The sequence below is a fragment of the Thiocapsa roseopersicina genome, from assembly GCF_900106925.1.
In the GTDB taxonomy this organism is placed as follows: domain Bacteria; phylum Pseudomonadota; class Gammaproteobacteria; order Chromatiales; family Chromatiaceae; genus Thiocapsa; species Thiocapsa roseopersicina.
The window spans coordinates 196778-217460 of sequence record NZ_FNNZ01000002.1; the positions used below are offsets into that span (position 1 = coordinate 196778).

15 protein-coding genes are annotated in these 20683 nt (G+C 66.3%); 10 read left to right on the top strand and 5 right to left on the bottom strand.

Annotated elements, in window-relative coordinates; all coding sequences use genetic code 11:
* The first annotated feature begins 36 nt into the window (after positions 1-36).
* Positions 37-564: a hydrogenase maturation protease gene (locus BLV04_RS03470; RefSeq protein WP_093028190.1), complete on the top strand. Its 528-nt coding sequence runs from the start codon at positions 37-39 to the stop codon at positions 562-564.
* Here BLV04_RS03470 and BLV04_RS03475 read toward each other — a convergent pair.
* Positions 525-761, bottom strand: coding sequence for a thioredoxin family protein (locus BLV04_RS03475; protein ID WP_093028192.1), 237 nt, complete (start codon positions 759-761; stop codon positions 525-527). The two genes, BLV04_RS03470 and BLV04_RS03475, sit on opposite strands and share 40 nt — an antisense overlap.
* 140 nt (positions 762-901) lie before the next feature.
* On the opposite strand from BLV04_RS03475, the gene BLV04_RS03480 reads away from it, so the two are divergent.
* Both BLV04_RS03480 and BLV04_RS03485 read left to right on the top strand, forming a co-directional pair.
* A complete protein-coding gene (locus tag BLV04_RS03480) occupies positions 902-1246 on the top strand; it encodes a winged helix-turn-helix transcriptional regulator (RefSeq protein WP_175534477.1) in 345 nt (114 codons plus the stop codon).
* Positions 1247-1418: 172 nt separating this feature from the next.
* Positions 1419-2021 (top strand): MarC family protein, encoded by a 603-nt coding sequence (locus tag BLV04_RS03485; protein ID WP_093028194.1) that lies wholly within the window; start codon positions 1419-1421, stop codon positions 2019-2021.
* Positions 2022-2360: 339 nt separating this feature from the next.
* Here the strand turns inward: BLV04_RS03485 and BLV04_RS03495 are convergent, their stop codons facing one another.
* From BLV04_RS03495 to amrS, 3 genes are all read right to left on the bottom strand, one after another.
* Complete coding sequence (locus BLV04_RS03495) at positions 2361-3722, bottom strand: NAD(P)/FAD-dependent oxidoreductase (RefSeq protein ID WP_093028198.1); 1362 nt, start codon at positions 3720-3722, stop codon at positions 2361-2363.
* Positions 3723-3948: 226 nt separating this feature from the next.
* A complete protein-coding gene (locus BLV04_RS03500; RefSeq protein ID WP_093028199.1) occupies positions 3949-5166 on the bottom strand; it encodes a hypothetical protein in 1218 nt (405 codons plus the stop codon).
* 114 nt (positions 5167-5280) lie between these two features.
* The gene (amrS, locus tag BLV04_RS03505; RefSeq protein WP_093028201.1) at positions 5281-6378 is read right to left on the bottom strand and encodes an AmmeMemoRadiSam system radical SAM enzyme; all 1098 of its coding nucleotides are present in this window, start codon (positions 6376-6378) and stop codon (positions 5281-5283) included.
* 191 nt (positions 6379-6569) lie between these two features.
* On the opposite strand from amrS, the gene amrB reads away from it, so the two are divergent.
* From amrB to BLV04_RS03525, 4 genes are read left to right on the top strand one after another with little or no spacing between them, the layout of a single operon-like run.
* The gene (amrB, locus tag BLV04_RS03510) at positions 6570-7355 is read left to right on the top strand and encodes an AmmeMemoRadiSam system protein B (RefSeq protein ID WP_093028430.1); all 786 of its coding nucleotides are present in this window, start codon (positions 6570-6572) and stop codon (positions 7353-7355) included.
* On the top strand, positions 7342-7947 hold the full coding sequence (gene amrA / locus BLV04_RS03515) for an AmmeMemoRadiSam system protein A (RefSeq protein ID WP_245731691.1): 606 nt from the start codon (positions 7342-7344) through the stop codon (positions 7945-7947). Before amrB ends, amrA begins: the two co-directional genes overlap by 14 nt.
* On the top strand, positions 7944-10379 hold the full coding sequence (locus BLV04_RS03520) for a Lon protease family protein (protein WP_093028205.1): 2436 nt from the start codon (positions 7944-7946) through the stop codon (positions 10377-10379). The genes amrA and BLV04_RS03520 overlap by 4 nt, the downstream gene beginning before the upstream one ends.
* The gene (locus BLV04_RS03525; RefSeq protein ID WP_093028207.1) at positions 10376-11182 is read left to right on the top strand and encodes a putative universal stress family protein; all 807 of its coding nucleotides are present in this window, start codon (positions 10376-10378) and stop codon (positions 11180-11182) included. The genes BLV04_RS03520 and BLV04_RS03525 overlap by 4 nt, the downstream gene beginning before the upstream one ends.
* A gap of 12 nt (positions 11183-11194) precedes the next feature.
* Here BLV04_RS03525 and BLV04_RS03530 read toward each other — a convergent pair whose 3' ends face one another.
* Positions 11195-13972 carry an AMP-binding protein gene (locus tag BLV04_RS03530; RefSeq protein WP_093028209.1) on the bottom strand — a complete coding sequence of 926 codons (2778 nt, stop codon included), beginning with the start codon at positions 13970-13972 and terminating at the stop codon, positions 11195-11197.
* Between the two features lie 169 nt (positions 13973-14141).
* On the opposite strand from BLV04_RS03530, the gene BLV04_RS03535 reads away from it, so the two are divergent.
* The 3 genes from BLV04_RS03535 to BLV04_RS03545 all read left to right on the top strand — a co-directional run bounded on the left by BLV04_RS03535 (position 14142) and on the right by BLV04_RS03545 (position 20634).
* Positions 14142-17006 (top strand): sensor domain-containing protein, encoded by a 2865-nt coding sequence (locus BLV04_RS03535; protein ID WP_093028211.1) that lies wholly within the window; start codon positions 14142-14144, stop codon positions 17004-17006.
* 77 nt (positions 17007-17083) lie between these two features.
* A complete protein-coding gene (locus tag BLV04_RS03540; RefSeq protein ID WP_093028213.1) occupies positions 17084-19672 on the top strand; it encodes a circularly permuted type 2 ATP-grasp protein in 2589 nt (862 codons plus the stop codon).
* On the top strand, positions 19669-20634 hold the full coding sequence (locus BLV04_RS03545) for a transglutaminase family protein (protein WP_245731692.1): 966 nt from the start codon (positions 19669-19671) through the stop codon (positions 20632-20634). Before BLV04_RS03540 ends, BLV04_RS03545 begins: the two co-directional genes overlap by 4 nt.
* The last annotated feature ends 49 nt before the right edge of the window (positions 20635-20683 follow it).

Here is a 20683-nt window from a genome sequence, read left to right on the forward strand (position 1 = left end):
TTCCGGCGCTCCGCACCAAGCGCAGGCTTGGCCGCAATGATGACCAAAGCCCCAATTGCCACGCTCGTCTTGGCGTTGGGCAATCCCTTGCGCGGAGACGACGGCGTCGGCGCAGCCGTCTTGAACGCCCTGCCCGACCTTCCCCCGGGCGTGACGGGGTTGGATGGCGGCACACCCGGGCTGGGTTTGGTCCTGAGCCTGCGGGGCTACGATCGCGCCATCATCGTCGATGCGGCCGAGATGGGAGAGATGCCCGGAACTTGGCGACGCTTCAGCCCCGATTGCCTGCGAGCCCAAGATCCGGACCTGCGCGGAACCCTGCACGATGCCGGTCTGGCCGAAGCGCTGCTGCTGGGCGAGGCGCTCCGAGTGCTCCCGTCCGAGATCATCATCTTCGGGATCCAGCCGGGCGAGATCGGTTGGTCGCCCGGCTTGACACCGGCCGTCGCCGCGGCGATCCCCGACCTCTGCGAGGCCATCATGAGTCTCTTGGCGATCGAGCCGCGTCAAACTGCAGGCGACAGTCATCGCAAGGCATCGATGCCTGCACCGAAGTTGATGTGAAACGCCGTCCCGTCCATGACCAGTGCCGGGACGGACTTGACGCCGAATGCCTCCGCCTCGTCCAGACGCGCGCGGTCGGTACCGAGATGGACAACCTCGACCTCATACCTTGCGGGGTCGATGGCCTTGGCTAAACTTTGCTCAGCCGCGATACAGACAGGGCAACCGGCATGATAGAAGATCGCTTTGCTCTTCATCCTGGTCTCCGTTCTGATGGGTGGCCAAGGCGCGATGCCGAAGCCTGCCTTCGATAGTAGGAGCAACAGGACCGCTCGAATAGCGGGCACTTTTCGGTAAGCCGGGCACTTTTTGGTGTAATTTATTGATTCTCAAAACAATGAAAAAACCATCGTCGCCACTGCGCTCGACCTACAAAAAACTCGAGGACGTGGTCGGCTGCAAATGGTCGGTCTCGGTGCTGCAAGCCGTCGGCGCCGGGATCACGCGACCTGGAGCCCTGGAACGTCATATCGACGGCATCTCGACCAAGGTCCTGTCGGAACGGCTGCGAAAACTCACCCACTACGACTTGCTGTCCAAGCAGGTCTTCGCCGAGTCCCCGCCGCGCACGGAATACGGACTGACCGAAAAGGGGCGGAAGCTGGTGAGTATCATCGATCAGATCAGGACGCTCGACTCGGTATCCGAACCGGCCGAGCAAAGCGATCCGCCAAACGCCTAGGGCAGTTCTCTGCCGATCGGTCCGGCATCGCGTCCCGCCGGTGAGCAGTCGGCGCGTCCCGGCGGTCGGGCCCATCGTCGAGCTCGGCCGGAGGGTGCCTCGCTCGATCCGTCGCGGTCCCGCCTGGATGGCCGGTGATCCGTCCCGGTCGGACAGGGTCTAGACTGACGACATGGATCTGCTCTCCGCCGCCATCCTGCTCGCCATCATCATGGACCCCTTGGGGAATATTCCGGTGTTCCATTCGCTGCTCGGGCGCTATTCGCGTCCCCGACGCATTCGGATCATCGGGCGCGAGCTGGTGGTCGCCTACCTGGTCCTGTTGGCCTTCCTGGCGGCGGGCGATCTGGTCCTGCGCTACCTGGGGCTCGAGCAACCGGCGCTCGGCGTCGCGGGGGGCGTGGTGCTCTTCATCATCGCGCTGCGGATGGTCTTCCCGGATCATGAGACGATCGAGCGGCGCGAGCTCGACGAGGAACCCTTCATCGTCCCGCTGGCGGTGCCCATGATCGCCGGACCGTCCGCGCTCGCCGCGGTGCTGCTGCTGGTGAGCCGCGAGCCCGATCGGTTTTGGACCTGGTTTGGCGCCCTGACTGCGGCTTGGTGCGTCAGCGCCGCGATCCTGCTGGCGTCAGGGCTTCTGATGGAGAAATTGGGTCCGCGCGCGCTTCGGGCGCTCGTGCGACTCACCGGGATGCTGCTGATCATGATGGCGGTGCAGATGCTGATGGACGGAGTCGCCGTCTATGTCGAGGAGATGCTCGGCGGGCGCTGACCTGCCGCCTGCCGCCTGCCGCCTGCCGCCTGCCGCCTGCCGCCTGCCGCCTGCCGCCTGCTATCAGCTATCAGCTATCAGCTATCAGCTATCATCCCAAATCCGGCATTCAGAACCACAAAAGCGCAAAGGACGCAAAGTAAAACAAGGATTTGCAATGCGAATGACGTTCACCCTTTGGGTGAATAGCCGCATTGAAACAAGGCATCGAACGCCTTTGCGTCCTTTGCGCCTTTGCGGTTCAACTACTCTTTTTAGGCTCATCAATCCCTGGTGGCTGACGGCTGGAAGCTGGCGGCTGATGGCTGATGGCTGATGGCTGGAGGCTGGAAGCCGGACTCAACCGACGCGCCGCAGGATCCCCTCCGCCGCCATCAGCCCGTTGACCGCCGCGCCCACAATGCCGCGCGACTTCCCTGCCCCGTCGCCCGCGACGAAGAGTCCGGGGACGTCCGTTTCCAGCTCGCGGCTGGTCGGGTAGCGGACATCGTAGAACTTGATCTCGGGCACATAGATGATGGTCGAGGGATGGGCGACACCCGGGATGACGCGGGCGAGCAGCTCGAGGCTTTCCTGGAGGTTGCGCACGATCCGGCCAGGGTAGGCGAAGGAGATGTCGCCGGGCGTGACGCCGGGGCCCGGCGGCAGGGTCGGCATCAACTTGTCGAAGCCGAGCTCGGCGGAGAAGAAGCTCTGCGCCTTGGAGCGTCGCCCGGCCATGAGATCGCCCCAGCGCTGGACGACGAGACTGTTGCCGCCGCCCCAGAAGTTGGCGAAGCGGGCGACCTGCTGTCCCATCTCGGTGGTGTCCTGCAGCGGCTCGGTCATGCCCACCGTGTTCAAGATCGCGAAGTTGGTATTGAGCGTCTTGGATGCCTTCAGCGCGTCGCCGTTGACAAGACGGAAGTCGCGGTGCTCCTCGATTCGGACATGGCCGCCCGGATTGGTGCAGAAGGTGCGTGTGCGATCCTGATGGGTCGGTGTGCAGAAGATGAATTTGGGGTCGTAGAGGACGTCGGTGATCTCCTCGTAGACCGCCGAGGCGATCTCGACCCGACAGCCGATGTCGATCACGCCGTGGCCGGTGCGCACCCCCAGTGCACGCGCCTTCTCGCGGAACCAGTAGGCGCCTTCGCGACCCGGTGCGCAGACCAGATAGGGCGCGCGGAAGTCACCTGCGGCGGTCTCGATCAGGAAGCCGCCGTCGGTCTCGCGGCGGATCTCGGTCACCGCGGTTCCCAGCATCAAGGTGCCGCCGCGTTGCTCGACCGTGTCGGCCATCGCCTTGGTGACCCGATGCGCGAAGTCGGTCCCCATGTGACGCTGTACCACCGGAACCAGCTGGATATCCCAGCGGCCCTTCGAGGCCGGCCGGCGGACCCAGGAGACGCGGTCGAGCCACCATTGAATGCGCGCCTCGTCCAGACCATGCAGCGTCGGGTCCGCCCCGTGGTCGAGAAAGATCCGATCTACCTCCTGGATCCGACGGGTCGCCTCCTCCTCCGATAGCCCGAGCTCCGCGAGATCCAGTCCGATATGCGGCGAGAGGTTGAGCTTGCCGTCCGTGTAGCCGCCGGCCCCGCCCGGCCGCGGGCGGCGGTCGATGACCAGGACCTTCATCCTGTCCGCGAGCCGCATGGCCGCGAACAGCCCGGCGGGTCCCGCCCCGATGATGACGACGTCGAACGCTTTGGCCGGCATGCTCGTCTCCTTAAACCGCGCCCGGCGCGGTATGCGACGTTTTTGGATGGGATCGGCCCCGGCAGACTTGACGACCGCTGGAGTCGGCGCGGTTTAAGATATTGAAAAAATATAAACTTTTTGAACAGCGTCCACGTTAGGGACCATGGATGCACCAAACGTCGAGCTCACTCGAAAGTGAGCGTCTCGCTCTGGACGCGGTTTAAATCCTCGATTATCGACGGGGTTACTCCGGATCCAGCTCCACGGACGGCACGCGGAAAAGCGTGCGCTTGACCTCGTCGAAGTAGTCCGGGAGGTACCGCTCCCAGAGTCGCACGGGCAATCGATCGAGTCGAGCCTCGGGTGCGGCGGGAAGCGCGAAGAGGTATTCGAGGAGGAACTCCAGGTTCTGCGACAGCTGTCCTTGGTAGGCCCGTCCCAGGCGCTGGCGGATGATGCGGTCCTCGTGCATGCAGCGGCCGATCTCGCTCTCCAAGGTCTCCGCAGGGTCCGAGCAGATGATCTCCACGCGCACAGCCGGCTCGCCGCTGCGCACGAAGGTCTCGAAACGGCGGCGAGTTTCCCATGGCGTGATGCCATGAGCCCCGAAGATCCGCACGACCTTCTCGGGGAGCCCCTGCGCCAGGATCCGGTCCTTGTCCGGGTGAAAATCGACGAGCAGATTCACTGCGCTGTAATCGCCCCGATGGACCTCGCGCTCCACCGGCCGACACCCCAGTCCCCGGAGGATCTCGGACAGACGCGCCTCCGCGTCCGGCGCGATGACGACCTTGATTCCGGCGACGTCGTTGATCTCGACATCATGGGGCCATCCCGGTGCAGGCATCGCGCGCAGACGATGCAGGAGCGCGCGCCCGTGCGCTTCGAGGCTGTCTATAGCGCGGGCGGGGTCGTGAGCAAGATCCGGTCGGAGCGGTCCGACGAGTCCGCCGATCGTCGCGTCGGATTCCGGAAGCCGCGGATCTGATCGAGCCCGACGCAGGATCTCTTCGTAAAGCCAATCGACGACCTTGCGCGCCGACTTCTCGGCGAGTCGCCGGATGCGCTTGATTCGGCTTGAGCCGACATAACGGCGTTGTCCTTCGGAGCCGGTGAAATAGGCTGTGCCCCGAAACGGGGTCTCGCGATAGAAACGTCCAGGGTCGACCCGGTAGCCGGCCACCAACCGGGTCGCCCGCTCGGATGCGTCCGGCAGGTAGGCGACGAGCTGGTCCTTGAGGTCGCCCTTGGTGAAGCAGGTTCGACGCGTGATCCGTCCGCCGTGCACGCCCTGCAGCAGACCCTCGGCAAGCAGCGGGAGGTAACGGGCGACATAGACGGAGTTGAAGTGCACCAACTGCAGCAAGGCCGTCGGGTCCGACGCCTCGAATCGGTCGAGCATCCAGCGCCCGATCAGGTCGTGCAGTGCCTCGCGATGGATGAATCCGGTGATCTTGATCATCGTGACCTGATGATCGGCAGGGCGATCCGCTCGCCTGCCGATCCGGCGTCCTCGTCGCGACTCGACTCGGGCTCCATCCTTGCGGTCGAGCCTTCCCTGCTGCCCGGCCGCCGTTCAGGCAGCGAAGTCGCGAAGACGAACCGGCTGACGCCGATCGCCCCACTGGCCCGGCATCGGCTCGAAGACACCGGCACAGGCCGTCCCGCAACCGTTGCAGCGACCGTCCGCGGTCAAATTCCAGTCCGACAGCCGATACCAGTTCCGGCCGATGAGCTTCTGCTCGCAGGCGTGACAGTAGGTGCTCTCGCCGTCCTCGTCGTGCACGTTGCCGGTGTAGGCATAACGGACGCCGTTCTTGATAGCGACGGCGCGCGCGCGGGTCAGGGTCGAAAGCGGGGTCCGCGGATACTCGAGCATCTTGTAGTCGGGATGAAAGGCCGTGAAATGCATCGGGACATCGGGCCCGAGATGCTCGACCACCCATTGGGTCATGGATTGAAGCTCGGCCTCCGAGTCGTTCTCTCCGGGGATCAGCAGGGTCGTCAGCTCGACCCAAACCTTGGTCTCTCGGACGAGATACTCCAAGGTCTCCAGGACGGGTTGCAGATGGCCGCTGCAGAGCCGGTGATAGAAATCCTCGGTAAAGCCCTTCAGATCGACGTTGGCGGCATCCATCCACTTGAAGAATTCGACCCGCGGCTCCGGACAGATGTAGCCGGCGGTCACGGCGACCGACTTGATTCCGCGCTCGCGGCACGCCCGGGCCACGTCGATAGCGTATTCGTGGAAGATCACCGGGTCGTTGTAGGTGTAGGCGACGCTGCGACAGCCGAGCGACTCGGCCGCCAGCGCGATCGTCTCGGGCTCCGCGGCATCGGCGAGCGTGTCCATCTCGCGTGACTTGCTCATGTCCCAGTTCTGGCAAAACTTGCAGGTCAGGTTGCAGCCGGCGGTCCCGAAGGAGAGCACCGGGGTGCCCGGCAGGAAGTGGTTCAATGGCTTCTTCTCGATGGGATCGATACAGAAACCGGACGATCGTCCGTAGGTCGTCAGGACGATCTTTCCGCCTTGACAGGCCCGCACGAAGCACATGCCGCGCTGTCCTTCCTTGATTCGGCAGAAACGCGGACAGAGGTCGCATTGGACGCGACCGTCCTCCAAGGCATGCCAGTAGCGCGTCGGGACGACGCGATCGATCCGCTCGCCGTTCATCGCAACCTCCTGCTCGGTATATCTTCAGTGTGGAAGACGCGGGGCCGATTGCAACCCCGGATGAGGGTATGGTCTCGGGCGAGTTTGCCCGCGCCGCAAGACGCATCACCCCTGCGGTCTATACTTTGCGTATGAGGCCTCGCTGTCCCGAGTCGGTCCTCACGGCCCTCATCCGTCAGGAGGAAACAGCCATGTCACTCTCCCGCAGCCCGGCCGTGGCCGGTCTCTTCTATCCGGGCGACCCCCGCGTGCTCAAACGTACGGTGGACGAGCTCCTCGCCGAGGCGAGCCCGGAGGGCGAGCCCCCCAAAGCCCTGATCGTCCCCCATGCCGGCTATATCTACTCCGGCCCCATCGCCGCCACGGCCTATGCCACCCTGATCCGGGTCCGCGCGACCGTGCACCGGGTCGTCCTGCTGGGTCCGGCACATCGCGTGGCTCTGCGCGGCCTTGCCGCAAGCAGCGCGGATCGGTTCGAGACGCCGCTCGGCCCGGTGCAGCTGGACCGAGCCGCGATCGACCTGGCACTGACCCTGCCGCAGGTCAGACTGATGGATGCGGCGCATGTCCAAGAGCACAGTCTCGAGGTGCAACTCCCCTTCCTGCAGGAGGTCTTAGAGCGGTTCAGCTTGGCGCCCTTCGTGGTCGGCGACGCCGGTCCGGAGGAGGTCGCGGAGGTGCTCGATCTGCTCTGGGGCGGTCCCGAGACCCTCATCGTCATCAGCTCGGACCTCAGCCACTATCACACCTACGCAACCGCCAGAGCGTTGGACACGGCAACCTCGGCGGCCATCGAGGCGCTCCGCCCCCAAGACATCGGATACGAGCAGGCATGCGGGCGGATCCCGGTGAACGGCCTGCTCGCGGTGGCACGACGCCGCGGGATGCAGGCCCGCACGCTGGATCTGCGCAACTCGGGCGACACCGCCGGCTCGCGAGACCAGGTGGTGGGGTACGGTGCCTATGTCTTCCACTGAAACGCACCGCCTCTATCGGGCCGAGGAGCGCCGGATGCTGTTGGCCGTCGCGGCACAGTCGATCGAGCACGGTTTGAACCACGGCCGCCCGCTGGAGCCGGATCCGCACGAGTATCCGGCCGCGCTCCAAGCCGAGCGCGCCACCTTCGTGACGCTTCAGATCGCGGGGGAGCTGCGCGGCTGCATCGGCGTGCTGGAGGCGATCCGGCCGCTGGTGGTCGATGTCGCCCGCAACGCCTACGCCGCAGCCTTCGAGGATCCGCGGTTCCCGCCGCTGACCCGCGCGGAGCTGCCGCGGCTGGACATCCACATCTCGGTGCTGAGTCCGTCCGAGCCGATGCACTTCCGGTCGGAATCCGATCTGCTCGGACAGATCCGCCCCGGCATCGACGGTCTGATCCTCGAAGATCGCGGCCGGCGCGGAACCTTCCTGCCGTCGGTCTGGGAGCAACTGCCCGAGCCCGCGGACTTCTTCGAGCATCTGCGTCATAAGGCGGGCCTGCCATCGCGGTATTGGTCCGAGACCCTGCGGGTCTCGCGCTACACCACGGAATCCTTCGGCGCCCCGATCGCGGAGAGCTTCAGCGGATGAGCGTTGCACCACTCGAACCCTCGGCACTCTATCGGCAGTGCGACCCCGCGCAGCTTGCGCTCGAGACCACCGCCGATCTGGATGTCCGCGACGGCCTGATCGCCCAGGATCGGGCGATTCAGGCCGTTCGCTTCGGCGTCGGCATCCGTCACACGGGCTACAACCTCTTCGCGTTGGGGCCGTCCGGAACGGGCAAATACGCCCTGATCCGCAGCGCACTCCAAGAGCGCGCCACGCACGAGGCCGTTCCCCCCGACTGGTGCTATGTCTTCAATTTCGAAGACGCGCATCGCCCGCGCGCACTGCGTCTGCCACCCGGCAAGGGGGCGGAGCTCAAACGCGACATGGACCAGTTGGTCGAGGATCTGCACCGCGCGATCCAGGGTGTCTTCGAAAGCGACGAATACCGCACGCGCACCCAGGCGCTCGAAGAAGAGTTGGAAGAGCGCCAAGAGCAGGCGATGGGGCAGATCCGCGAGCTGGCCAAGGAGAAGGACGTCATCCTCCTGCAGACCCCGACCGGCTTTACCCTCGCGCCGGTGCGAGACGGCAAACCGCTAGGTCCGAACGAGTTTCACGCCCTCTCCGACGAGGACCGGGCCCGGATCGAGGAGGACATCAACAGCCTGCAGGCCGAAATGCGCAAGGCACTGCACCAGATGCCGCTCTGGAAGAAGCGCTCCGACGAGCGTATCGAAGCGCTCAATCGCGAGATGGCCGCTGCCGCCACGCAAAGCCTGATCGAGGCCCTCTGCGAGACCTACGGCGATCTCGCTGCCGTGGTCGCCTATCTGCGGCAGGTGCAGGAGGACGTGGTGGAGAACTTTCGCCAGTTCCTGCCGGAGAGCGACAAACAACCCCCGCTTCTCGGGATCTGGATCCCGCCGAACCCCGACGGCCCGCCCTGGCATCAACGCTACCGGATCAACGTACTCTTGGGGCACGACAAGAACGGCGGCGCCCCGGTCGTCTATGCGGATCTGCCGGCGCATCATCAGTTGGTCGGACGCATCGAGCACCGCGCCCACCTCGGCGCGTTGGAGACGGACTTCACCATGATCCGCGCCGGCGCGCTGCATCAGGCCAACGGCGGCTATCTCATCATCGATGCACTCAAGCTGCTGATACAGCCCCTCGCCTGGGAGACCTTGAAGCGTCTGCTGCAGGCCGCCGAGATCCGCATCGAATCGCTCGCCCAGATCACCAGCCTCATCAGCACCCTGTCGCTCGAGCCCGAGCCGATCCCCTTGGATGTCAAGGTCGTGATGCTCGGCGAGCGTCACGTCTATTATCTGCTCTGCGAGCTGGACCCGGAGTTCAGCGAGCTCTTCAAGGTCGCGGTCGATTTCGAAGACCAGCTCGTGCGCGGCCCGGAGAGCCATCTCGTCTATGCGCGTTTCGTCGCCTCCGAGGTGCGGCGTGCCGGGCTGCGTCACTTCGATCGCGCCGCGGTCGCTCGGGTGATCGAGCACAGCGCGCGCCTGGCCGACGACAACGAGCGGCTCACCAGTCACATGCGCTCCATCGGCGATCTGGTGCGCGAAAGCGATTACTGGGCAGGCGCGGACGGATGCGAGACGGTCGGCGCCGCGCATGTCCAACAGGCCATCGATGCGAAGATCGCACGCGCCGACCGCATCAGCCGACGGCTGCGCGAAGAGACCACGCGGGGGACCATCCTGATCGAGACCGACGGGGCACGGGTCGGTCAGGTCAACGGGCTCGCGGTCATGAGCCTGGGCGGCTTCGCGTTCGGACATCCCAGCCGGATCACCGCGCGGGTGCGACTGGGCAAGGGCGAGCTGATCGACATCGAGCGCGAGGTCAAGCTCGGCGGCCCGATCCATTCCAAGGGCGTACTCATCCTCCAGGGCTTCATCGCCGGGCGCTATGCCTTGGACCATCCGCTCTCGCTCTCGGCCAGCCTGGTCTTCGAGCAGTCCTACGGCGGCATCGAGGGCGACAGCGCCTCCTCGGCCGAGCTCTATGCCCTGCTCTCCGCGCTCGCCGATCTGCCGATCCGCCAGTCGCTTGCCGTCACCGGCTCGGTCAATCAGCTCGGCGAGGTCCAGGCAATCGGCGGGGTCAACGAGAAGATCGAGGGCTTCTTCGACACCTGCGCGGCGCGCGGACCGCTCGAGGGTCAGGGCGTGCTGATCCCGGTGTCCAACGTCAAGCATCTGATGCTGCGCGCCGACGTGCGCGAGGCGGTCGCACAAGGCCGGTTCGCGGTCTACCCGATCGCGAGCATCGACGAGGGGATCGAGATCCTGACCGGGACGGCGGCCGGCGAGCGCACCTCCGACGGGCGCTTCCCCGACGGCAGCGTCAACGCCCGCGTCGAGGCTCGCCTGATCGGCTTCTCCGAGCGCCTGCGCGCCCTGCATGCACAGGACGGCAAGACCCCACCGTCGGAGAGGGCCGAGCCATGAGCGCTGCAGATCCGGCCGGACGGATCCGACGCATCGCAGTCGCACTGGACGCCTCCCCGCACAGCCTGCAGGGCTTGGCGTTGGCAGCCGGCATCGCCGCCGCCTTGAATGCCGAGCTGGAGGGCGTGTTCGTCGAAGACACCGAGCTGCTGCGTCTCGCCGGGCTGCCCTTTTTGCGCGAGCTGCGGATCGCGACCCTGTGCGAAAGCACCCTGGACGTGGACCGGCTCCAGCGCGAGCTGCGCGCCGCGGCACGCGGCGTGCGCGAAAGGCTCGAGCGCACCGCTGCCGAGCTGGGTGTGGCCTGGTCGTTCCGGGTCTGGCGGGGCGATCTCGAGGCCGAGATCCTGGGTGCCGCGCTCGATGCGGAGCTCTTCGCACTGGGGCGCATCGGGCGCTTCGCCCCCCTGCGGAGACGGCCGCGGCCGACCGCTCCGAAACCGACGCACGACGGTCTGCTCCTCGGCGTCCTCTACTCCGGGAGCGAAGGGTCGACACGCGCCCTCTCGATCGCCTTGGAGCTGGGGATTCGACATGCCGCGAGTCTCGTCGTCATCCTGCAACCCGCAACCTCCGCGGATACCGCGACGCTGCGCAACCGCGCCCTCGAGCAGCTCGGACCCGTCCGCGAGCAGACCCGCTTGGTGTCGCTGGAGGCAACCGATTCCGCGGCTCTTGCGGCGACGGTCCGCAACCTCGGCATGGATCTGCTCATCCTCGACGAGACCAACTCGCTCCTCGCGCGCGCCTCGCTCTGGACCAGCTTGGAGACCCTAGGCTGTCCGGTGGCAATCGGACGCTGATACACCGATCGATCAGCCGGCCAGACGCTCGGCAATCCAGGCACGCGCACGGTCACGCAGTCCGATCGCGGCTTCCCAATCCTCTCCGTCGGGCTGAATAGGCGGGCCGATCAGCACCTCGGCATGCCCGGGGCGCGGTGAGAATCGGTCGCCCGGCATCAGCTCGCGCGTCCCCCGCAGGACCACGGGCACGAGAGGCACGCCGGCGTGAGCGGCCGCGGCGAAGGCACCCATTCGAAAGGGCAAGAGCCCGGGTTGCTCGCGGAAGGTGCCTTCGGGGAAGAACGCCAGGGTCTCGCCGCGGACCAGCACCTCGGTCAAACGGCCGGATTCGGCACTGCCCGCGTACGGATCGAAGCGATCGACGAAATTCGCACCCATCCGCCGCATGAAGACCGCCACGATCGGGCGCGCGAGCAGCTCGCTCTTGGCGACAAAGCCGATCGGACGCTCGACCGCCTCCGCCAAGGCGAGTGCGTCGAGATAGCTTTGATGATTGGCGACCAGAACGAAGGGGTGTCCCGCGCGAGGAAGATGCTCCTGTCCCGTGACGGTGAGTCGCACGAAGGTCAGCCGGCGTAGGAGCCGGATGCCGACCCGCGCCAACGTCCACCGCAGACGTGGACTCGGGCTCGCCATGATGCCGATCCAGAACCAAGGCGCGATCAGGTAGAACACCGCCCACGCGTACCCCGCATAGAGTCGCCCCGGCAGGCTCAGGATCCGGGCGCGAAGCCCTGACCCCGCGGCCCGCATCAACTGCCAAACCGGGCGGCGCACCTGCTCGGACAGTTGGCCGGCCAGATAGCGATCCCGCGTGGCTCCGCGGCGCAGCTTGCCGCTGGAGGTCTTGAGCACGGCACGCGGCGGGGCCAGCAGCAGCTCGTCGGGCGGCAGCCCGAGAATATCGGTTGCACGCTCGCGCAGCTGCCGGGCCAGCTCGGCACGCCGCGCCGGATCACGCTCCTTGCTCTCGGCCAGGATCACCAGCCGCTCGCTGCCCAGCTCCGGGTCCTTCGCCGCGAAGGCGACGACACAGCCCTTGCGCACGCCGGGGATCTCGCCGAGCGCCTGCTCGACCTCGTAGGGATAGATGTTGCGCCCGCCGCGGATGATGAGGTCCTTCACCCGGCCGGTCAGATGGATGTCGCAGCCCGCAAGATAGGCGCGATCCCCGGTCGCGTGCCAGCCGTCGCGGATCAACGCCCGCGTGGCCACGGGATTGCGATAGTAGCCTTGGGTCGCCGACGGACCCTGAAACTCGAGCAGACCCTCGTGGCGTTCCGGCCGCTCATGGCCCGCTTCGTCGACCACGCGCACCCGATAGCCGGGAAGCGCACGACCACAGGCCACCACCTCCATCGCCTGCGGATCTTCGCAATCGACCACCAAGGCATAGCCTGCGCGGGCAAAGCGCTCGCGGTCGATACAATCGATCCGAGGCCCGCGCCCCGCGGGAGGAAATGCCAACCCGACCGCCGCCTCGGCCAGACCATAGACAGGTGCAAGCGCCTCGGCACGCAGACCGGCGGGGGCAAAGCGCGCGGCGAAGCGACGCAAGGTCTCGGGACTGACAGGCTCGGCACCGTTGAGTGCCCAACGCCAGCGGCTCAGATCCAGACCCGCGATTTGGGCGTCGGTGATCCGGGTCAGACAAAGCTCGTAGGCAAAGTTGGGGGCCGCCGAGATGGTCCCGCCGTGTCGATGGATCGCCTCCAGCCAGCGCACCGGACGCGCCAGGAAGGACAGCGGGGACATCGAGACCAAGGGAATACCGTAATACAGACTGCCGAGCCAGGCACCGATCAGACCCATGTCGTGATAGAGCGGGAGCCAGCTCACGAAGACGTCGTTCTGCGCAACCTGCACGACCTCGCCCATGGCGCGGATGTTCGCGAGGAGGTCGGCATGCGTGAGGACGACACCCTTGGGATCGCCGGTGCTGCCGGAGGTGTACTGGAGAAAGGCGATGTCCTCGGGCGCGGGGCGCGCCCGCGTCTCGCTCGGAATCTCCTGCTCCAGACCCTCGAGCGTCACGATGCCTCGCAGCGAGCGGACCTGAACCCGCAGAACGCGGCCGATGGCGCGCGCCTCGGGGACCGTGATCAGATAGGCCGCACCGGCATTGTCGAGAATCCGGGCGTGGCGACGCAGGTGCTCCTCGATCTGCTGCGGTCGGCTCGGCGGATAGATGGGTACCGGGATGCCGCCGGCCATGAGGACGCCGAAGAAGGCGTAGAAATAGTCCGGACCCGTCGGGAGCATGAGGGCCACGGTCGCCCCCGGGTGGAATCCCGCCGCCTGCAGGCGGGCTGCGACCCGTGCCGCGCCGTCCGCAAGCGACCGATAAGGGATCGGCTGCGTGCCCGACTCCGACCCCTCGTAGAGGATGTGGACCCGGTCCGCGTGGTCTACCAGGTGCCGATCCAGAACATCCAAAAGGGTCTTGGCGGAGACCGGATGACCCTCGTCCGCTCGCTCGGGAGCAACGGTGAAACCGGCGCCGGGCGCACCCTCGGGCGTACCCTCCGAAGCATCGAGCAGCAATCCCAAAAGGTCTCGGGCGGTCGGCGCCAAGAGCGCCTGGTCCGAGAGTCTCACCCCGAGACCCTTCTCGACCCGCGCGATCAGCTCGGATCGACTCAGGCTATCGAGCCCGAGGTCCGCCTCCAGCCGTGAGTCCAGATCGATCCCGTTCGGCAGATCGGGTACGCGAGACTCGCGTGCAAAGGTCAACAAGATGGACTGCAGTCGGCCGGCGCGCTCGTCGTCCTGCGTCGGTAGCGTCATGGACGATTCCGAATCCTCGAAAGCCTTGATCTTAAGCCTTACCCGAAAGCCGCGCGAGCATAAGCCACCGACGAGCGGTCCGAGAAGGTGAATAGTTACGATAACCCTACTTATCTTCGCGCTTATAATTGCCTGATAGCCGCCATCGCAATTCGAAACGTCGCCGCGCATGCATAGATTTCAACAGCCCGAGGAGCACCCCACGCGTGTCGACTCCGCGCCGCAATGCGCCGTCGATCTGGGTAGACTGCTCGATGCACTGCCCTGCGGCGCCGTCGTGCTCGACGCCGACCAACGCGTCGTGGCAGCAACCCGAGTCTTCTCGGCCGTCTTGGACTACCCCCAAGGCTTGCCGACGAATCTCGCATTCGCAGATCTGCTCGAAGAGGGGGACGCATCCCGAGTCGGCGACTTTCTGGCCACGGGCGAGGCCGAGACAACCCGAACCGTGCGTCTGCGGACCCGAGCAGGTCTCCCCGTCAGTACCCTCATGCACTTCTCGCGCCTCGCTCCGGGCGAGACGCCTGCTGCGCACGTGGTGGGCATCGTCATCGAGCAGCGCACCGTCGCGGGCACCCCGTTTCAGTCGGAGCGCCCCGGAGACGAGGCGCAGGCCTTCGCGGGAGTCGCCAACTGGGAGATCGACGTTGCGACCGGCCGCACCCTGGCCTCGCGCACCTGGTACGACATCTGGGGCTTCGAGCCCGACACGGACGTCACCCTGGATGCGGTGCTGCTGCAGATCCATCCCGACGACCGCGACCTGGCAAGAGCCGTCGTGCGTCAGGCCATCGAGGCCGCCGTCCCCTTCCGCTTTCGCCATCGCATCATCCGGCCCGACGGGACGCTGCGCTGGGCGGAAAGCGCCGGCCGCCTCGAGCCCGCGGGCTCGGACGGCGCATCCAAGCTCTCCGGCGTCGTGCTGGACATCACGCAACGCCGTGCCGCCGAGGAAGCTCTGGCACGCTACTACGACATCGTCTCCGCCTCCCCCGATCGCATCGCTTTCCTCGACCGCGGCGGCTGCCTGCTTGCCGCAAACGCGGCCTTCCTGACGGCGATCCAACGAACGCCGGAGAATGCCGTCGGGCGTCCTTTGCAGGAGGTCGAGGGTCAGGGTCCGCTCAGCGAGCTCGTGTATCGCAACCTCGGGCGCTGTCTCGACGGGGGACACCCGGCCGTCGACGACATCCGCGAGAGCGACCCCGACGGTCAGGTACGCGAGTCCGAGGTCAGACTCTTTCCCCATCGCGACGACCGGGACGAGGTGACGGGTATCGTCGTCAACATCCGCGACGTGACCAGCGTGCGGGACTCCGAGCGGCGTCTGCTGCAATCCGCGGTCGTCTATGCCGCAACCTCGGACGGCGTCCTGATGACCGACGCCGACGGGCGGATCGTTGCCGTCAACGCGGCATTCAGCCGGATTACTGGCTATGCGGAGGCCGAGGTCCTCGGGCGCAAGCCGAGCCTGCTCAACTCCCATTGGCACACCAAGAGCTTTTTCACTCGTATGTGGCGCCGGCTGATCAAGCAAGGCGTTTGGGAGGGCGAGATCTGGAACCGCCGCAAGGACGGGGAGATCTACCTGCAGAAACTCCATATCCGCCGCATCCTCGATGGCCGCGGCAAGGTCACCAATTTCGTCGGTGTCTTCGCCGAGCGCCCCGTCTCCGCCAACGGGCCCAAGCACGTCGAGTATCTTGCCCACTACGACCCCTTGACCAAACTACCCAACCGCCTGTTGTTCGACTCGCGCCTGGCCTATGCGATGGACCCGGCACGTCGCAATCGCACCCCGGTTGCGCTCTTCTTGCTCGACCTCGATCGTTTCGCGAACATCAACGCGAGTCTCGGCCACCCGATCGGCGACGAGCTCCTGCGTACGGTCGGGCTGCGCCTGCGCGAGACCATTCGTCCCGCCGACACCCTGGCGCGACTGAGCGGGAACCAGTTCGGGCTTCTCTTCGAGGGGATCCAAACCCCCACGGAGGCACAGGAGATCGCGCGACGCCTGCGCTCGGCCCTGCGGGCCCCGATGACGGTGCGCGGACATCAAGTCTTCGTCACCATGAGCATGGGGATCGCCTTGGAAGCCTGTGCGAGCAACGACACCGAGGTCATGATCGCGCATGCCGCAACGGCGCTCGGCAATGTCAAGCAAGGCGGACGCGACGGTTTCCGGATCTATTCCGAACCGCCGGGCGGCACATCGACAGCGCGTCAGCGCCTGACCGAGATGCTGCGAGGCGGGCTCGAAAAAGGCGAATTCGAGCTGCTTTTCCAGCCGCGCGTCCATTTGGAGACGGGGCGTTGGCCCGGTGCCGAGGTCCGGGTGCGCTGGCATCAGCCGGAGCTGGGACTGGTCGCGCACGAACGGCTCCTGCCCCTGATCGAATCCGCCGGCATGATGATCGATATGGGTCAGTGGATCCTCGCCGAGGCATGCAGTCAGTTGCGGGACTGGAGTCTCGGAGGCATGCCGATCGGGATCCTTGCCGTGAGCATCTCCGAGACCCAGCTGACGCGTTTCGATCTGGTACCGTCGCTCGCGCGGCTGCTCCACGCCAACGGAATCGACGCCGCCCGCCTTGAGCTGAGCTTCGCCGAGTCGCTCCTGTTCAAGCACCCGGAGCAGGCCCGCGAGGTCCTCGACGGACTGCACCGACTCGGTGTGGGCGTGACCGTAAGCGAGGTCGGCACGAGCTGGCTTGCGCCGCCGGTTCTGCGTCGGCTTCCGATCCGCAGGCTCACGATTCATCGCAGCTTCGTGGACGCCATGCCGGACTCGCCGGACGATCTGGCTGTCGTCCAGGCCCTGATCGCCATGGCCCAAGCATTGGACATCGACGTCACGGCAGACGGGGTGCGCGACGACCGCCAGCGCTTCATCCTGCTCAACATCGGCTGTCCAGAGGCGCAGGGCGACCTTTTCGCGCCGCCGCTGACGGCGTCCCACTACGAGCGCTGCCTGCTCCAAGTCTCGGAACCCCCGCCCGAAGCACCCACCGAGCCTCGCCTCCCCCTCGTATGACGGTCTAATCGCACCTTGCGACACCCGGGCATGACGTGTCTAATCCAGACCCAATGTCACGGAAAGAGCCCAGGCCCATGTCTGTCCCCGACCTGGCACCCTTACTCGAGCAGTCGGGTTTGGTCGATGCCTATACGCCCCTACCCGAGCGCTACGACGAGATGCGCACGGCCGAGGGCGAGGTACGCCCCCACTGGCAGTACGTTCTCGATGCCTTGCGCACGCTCGGGCCGAGCGGAATCGAGGCGCGTTGGCGCGAGGCCACCCGCATGGTCCGCGACAACGGCGTCACCTACAACCTCAACGCCGAGCCGCGGGGCATGTCGCGCCCCTGGGAGCTGGATCTGCTGCCGCTGCTCATTCGCAGCGAGGAATGGGCCGAGCTCGAGCGTGGGCTGATGCAGCGTGCCGACCTGCTCAATCAGGTCTTGCTCGACCTTTACGGGCCGCGCAAGCTGATCCGCAGCGGTCTCTTGCCGGCCGAGCTGTTCGACGCCAGCGCCGAATTTCTGCTCCCCTGTCACGGTGTGGAGGTCGCAGGGCATCGCCCCTTGGTCCAGTACGCAGCCGATCTGACACGCACGTCGGACGGACACTGGCGGATCATCGGCGACCGCACCCAGAGCCCGCTCGGCTTCGGCTATGCGCTGGAGAATCGGGTGGTCTTGTCGCGCGTGCTGCCCAGCATGTTCCGCGACTCGCATGTGCATCGCCTCGCCGGATTTTTCCGCTCGATCCGGCGCACCTTGACACGCCTCGCTCCCCGACGGGCAGAGCATTCGCGTGTGGTCGTCCTCACGCCGGGGCCGGAGAGCGAGGCCTATTTCGAGCACGCCTATCTGGCCAACTATCTCGGCTTCACGCTCGTACAAGGCGGGGATCTCTCCGTGCGCGACGGGGCACTCTGGCTGCGGACACTGGGTCGGCTCGAGCGCATCGATGCCGTCCTGCGTCGCGTCGACGACGGTTGGTGCGACCCGTTGGAGCTGCGCGAAGACTCGTTCCTCGGCGTGCCGGGTTTGGTCCAAGCGGTGCGGGCCGGCAACCTGGTGGTCGCCAACGCGTTGGGAAGCGGCATCCTCGAGCACCCGGCACTGCCCGCCTTTCTGCCGAGCCTGTGCCGAGAGCTGCTGGGCGAGGAGCTGCAGATCCCGGATATCCCGACCTGGTGGTGCGGCGATCCGGCGTCGCTGGCTCAGGTCTTGGACCGTCTCGATGAGCTCGTCGTCAAACCCCTGAACAAGCGTCACGGTCAGCGTTGTCTCGTCCCCGACACCATGGATGCGCCTGCCCGCGCGGTGCTGCTCCAAGCCATCCGGGAACACCCCGACAGCTACATCGCGCAGGAACGTGTGAATCCGTCGACCGCGCCCGCACTCATCGGCCGGCACCTCGAACCCAGGCCCAGCGTCCTGCGGACCTTCTTGACCGCCGAGGAGGACGGCTACGCAGTCATGCCCGGCGGACTCGGGCGGGTCACCCCGACCAGCGATACCGCGCTCAACTCCAACCAGCTCGGCGGGTTGGCCAAGGACGTCTGGGTCGTCGCCTCGGAGCCGGAGCGCCAGGAAAGCCTGCTGGTCACGACCGAGATGCACACGCCCGCGGTGACGCAGGAGAGCGAGGTCTCCAGCCGGGTCGCCGACAATCTGTTCTGGATCGGTCGCTATGCCGAGCGTGCCGAGGGCCTGGTTCGACTGCTGCGGATCACCATCTTCAAGCTCTCAGAGCGCAGCGATTATGCCGCCTCGACGGGCGACTCCTGCTGTCTGCGCTCGCTCCTGGAGGCACTGACCAACCAGACCCAGTCGTTTCCCGGCTTCATCGGTACCGGCGCTGCAGAGCGTTTGCGCAACCCAGTGCCCGAGATGCTTTCGCTCATCTCCGACCCCGCACGCCTAGGTGGTCTCCCGCAGACGCTCCAGGCCCTGGGGCAGGCCGCCTACTCGGTCCGCGACCGTCTCTCCGCCGACACTTGGCGCATCGTGAGCGACATCGAGGCCCATCTCGGCAACCTCACTCACGAACCGCCGGGGCAGCTCTCGCTCGCCCTCGACGAGCTGGACCCTTTGATCACCTCGTTGGTGGCCTTCTCCGCTCTCACCCAGGAGAACATGACCCACAACGAAGGCTGGCATTTCCTCGAGATCGGACGTCGTCTCGAGCGCGCCGCCTCCACCGCGAGCCTCTTGCGCTCGATGCTGGTGCCGATCGCCGGCGAGCCGGACGAGAACATGGTCATCGAGGCGGTTCTCGGCGTGACCGACAGCCTCATCACCTATCGCCGCCGGTATCGCGCCGGCACCCGGATCGGCGCACTTCTGGACCTGGTCTTTCAGGACGAGGGCAACCCACGCGCCCTCGCCTATCAGCTCATGCAGCTCGAGCGCTTGGTCTCCGAGTTGCCTCGAGGCGACATGGCCGTCGGTCGCACGGCTGTGGAAAAGCACGTCCTGAAGGGGCTTACGGGTATTCGCTTGGCCGAGATCGACAGCCTGGTCCAGCCGGACAAGGCAGGCGCACGCCGCGCCGCGCTGGCCGCCATGCTGGCCGAGCTCGATCGGCAAAGCGCCGCCATCTCGGACGCCATCACGGCCCAGTATTTCAGACACGAAGAGCAGCCCCACAGCCTGCTGCGCCGAGCCGCGGCGCGGGGCGCCTCATGAGATTCCGGATCAATCACGTCACCCGCTACGAGTACGCCGAGCCGGTGTCGCTGTGCCACAGCATCGCGCATCTGAAGCCGCCACAGACGGCGCGCCAGCGCTGTCTGTCCAGTCAGATCCGGGTCGATCCCTGGCCGGCCGTTCATCGCGAGCACGAGGATTTCTTCGGCAACCGGGTGAGCTATTTTTCGATCCAGCAGGCCCACGATGCACTCGAAGTGCGCGCCCAGAGCGAGGTGGAGGTGACCGCCCCGACCTTGCCGAAGCCCGAGGCGACGCAGCCTTGGGAACGGATCGTCGATCGTCTCCATGATCGCTACGACGAACCCATGACCAACCTGCGGATCTTCACCCTCCCCTCGCCGCTCGTCCCGCCGGATCCGGATGCCCGCGCCTATGCCGCCGAATCCTTTCTGCCGGGGCGCCCGATCCTGGAGGCAACGATCGAGCTGATGGGGCGCATCTACCGCGACTTCGTCTACGACCCGACCTCCACGACCATTTCCACCCCGCTCGCCGAGGTGATGGAGCAGCGCAAAGGCGTCTGTCAGGATTTCGCGCACGTCGCGATCGCCGGGCTGCGCGGACTCGGACTCGCCACCCGCTATGTCAGCGGCTATCTGGAAACACTCCCGCCGCCGGGCCAGGTCAAGCTCCAAGGCGCCGACGCCTCGCATGCCTGGTTCTCGGTGCTCATTCCCAACCTGGGCTGGATCGATTTCGACCCCACCAACGATCGGATCCCCGGCGAGCAGCACATCACCACCGCCGTCGGTCGCGACTTTCAGGATGTCACGCCGCTGCGCGGGATCTTCTACGGCGGGGGAACCCACGAGCTACGGGTGGCGGTGGATGTGAATCGCGTGCCGCCGGCGGGAACCGAAGCCTCGGTTGCCGAGCCGCCGGCCGCAGGCGTCCAGCCGCCGGCCCCTTCGTCCCGGTCGCGGATGCAGGGCTCCTGAAACACAGCGGCGCACCCTCACCGGCTGCGCCCGGCTGGCCGGGCGGAAC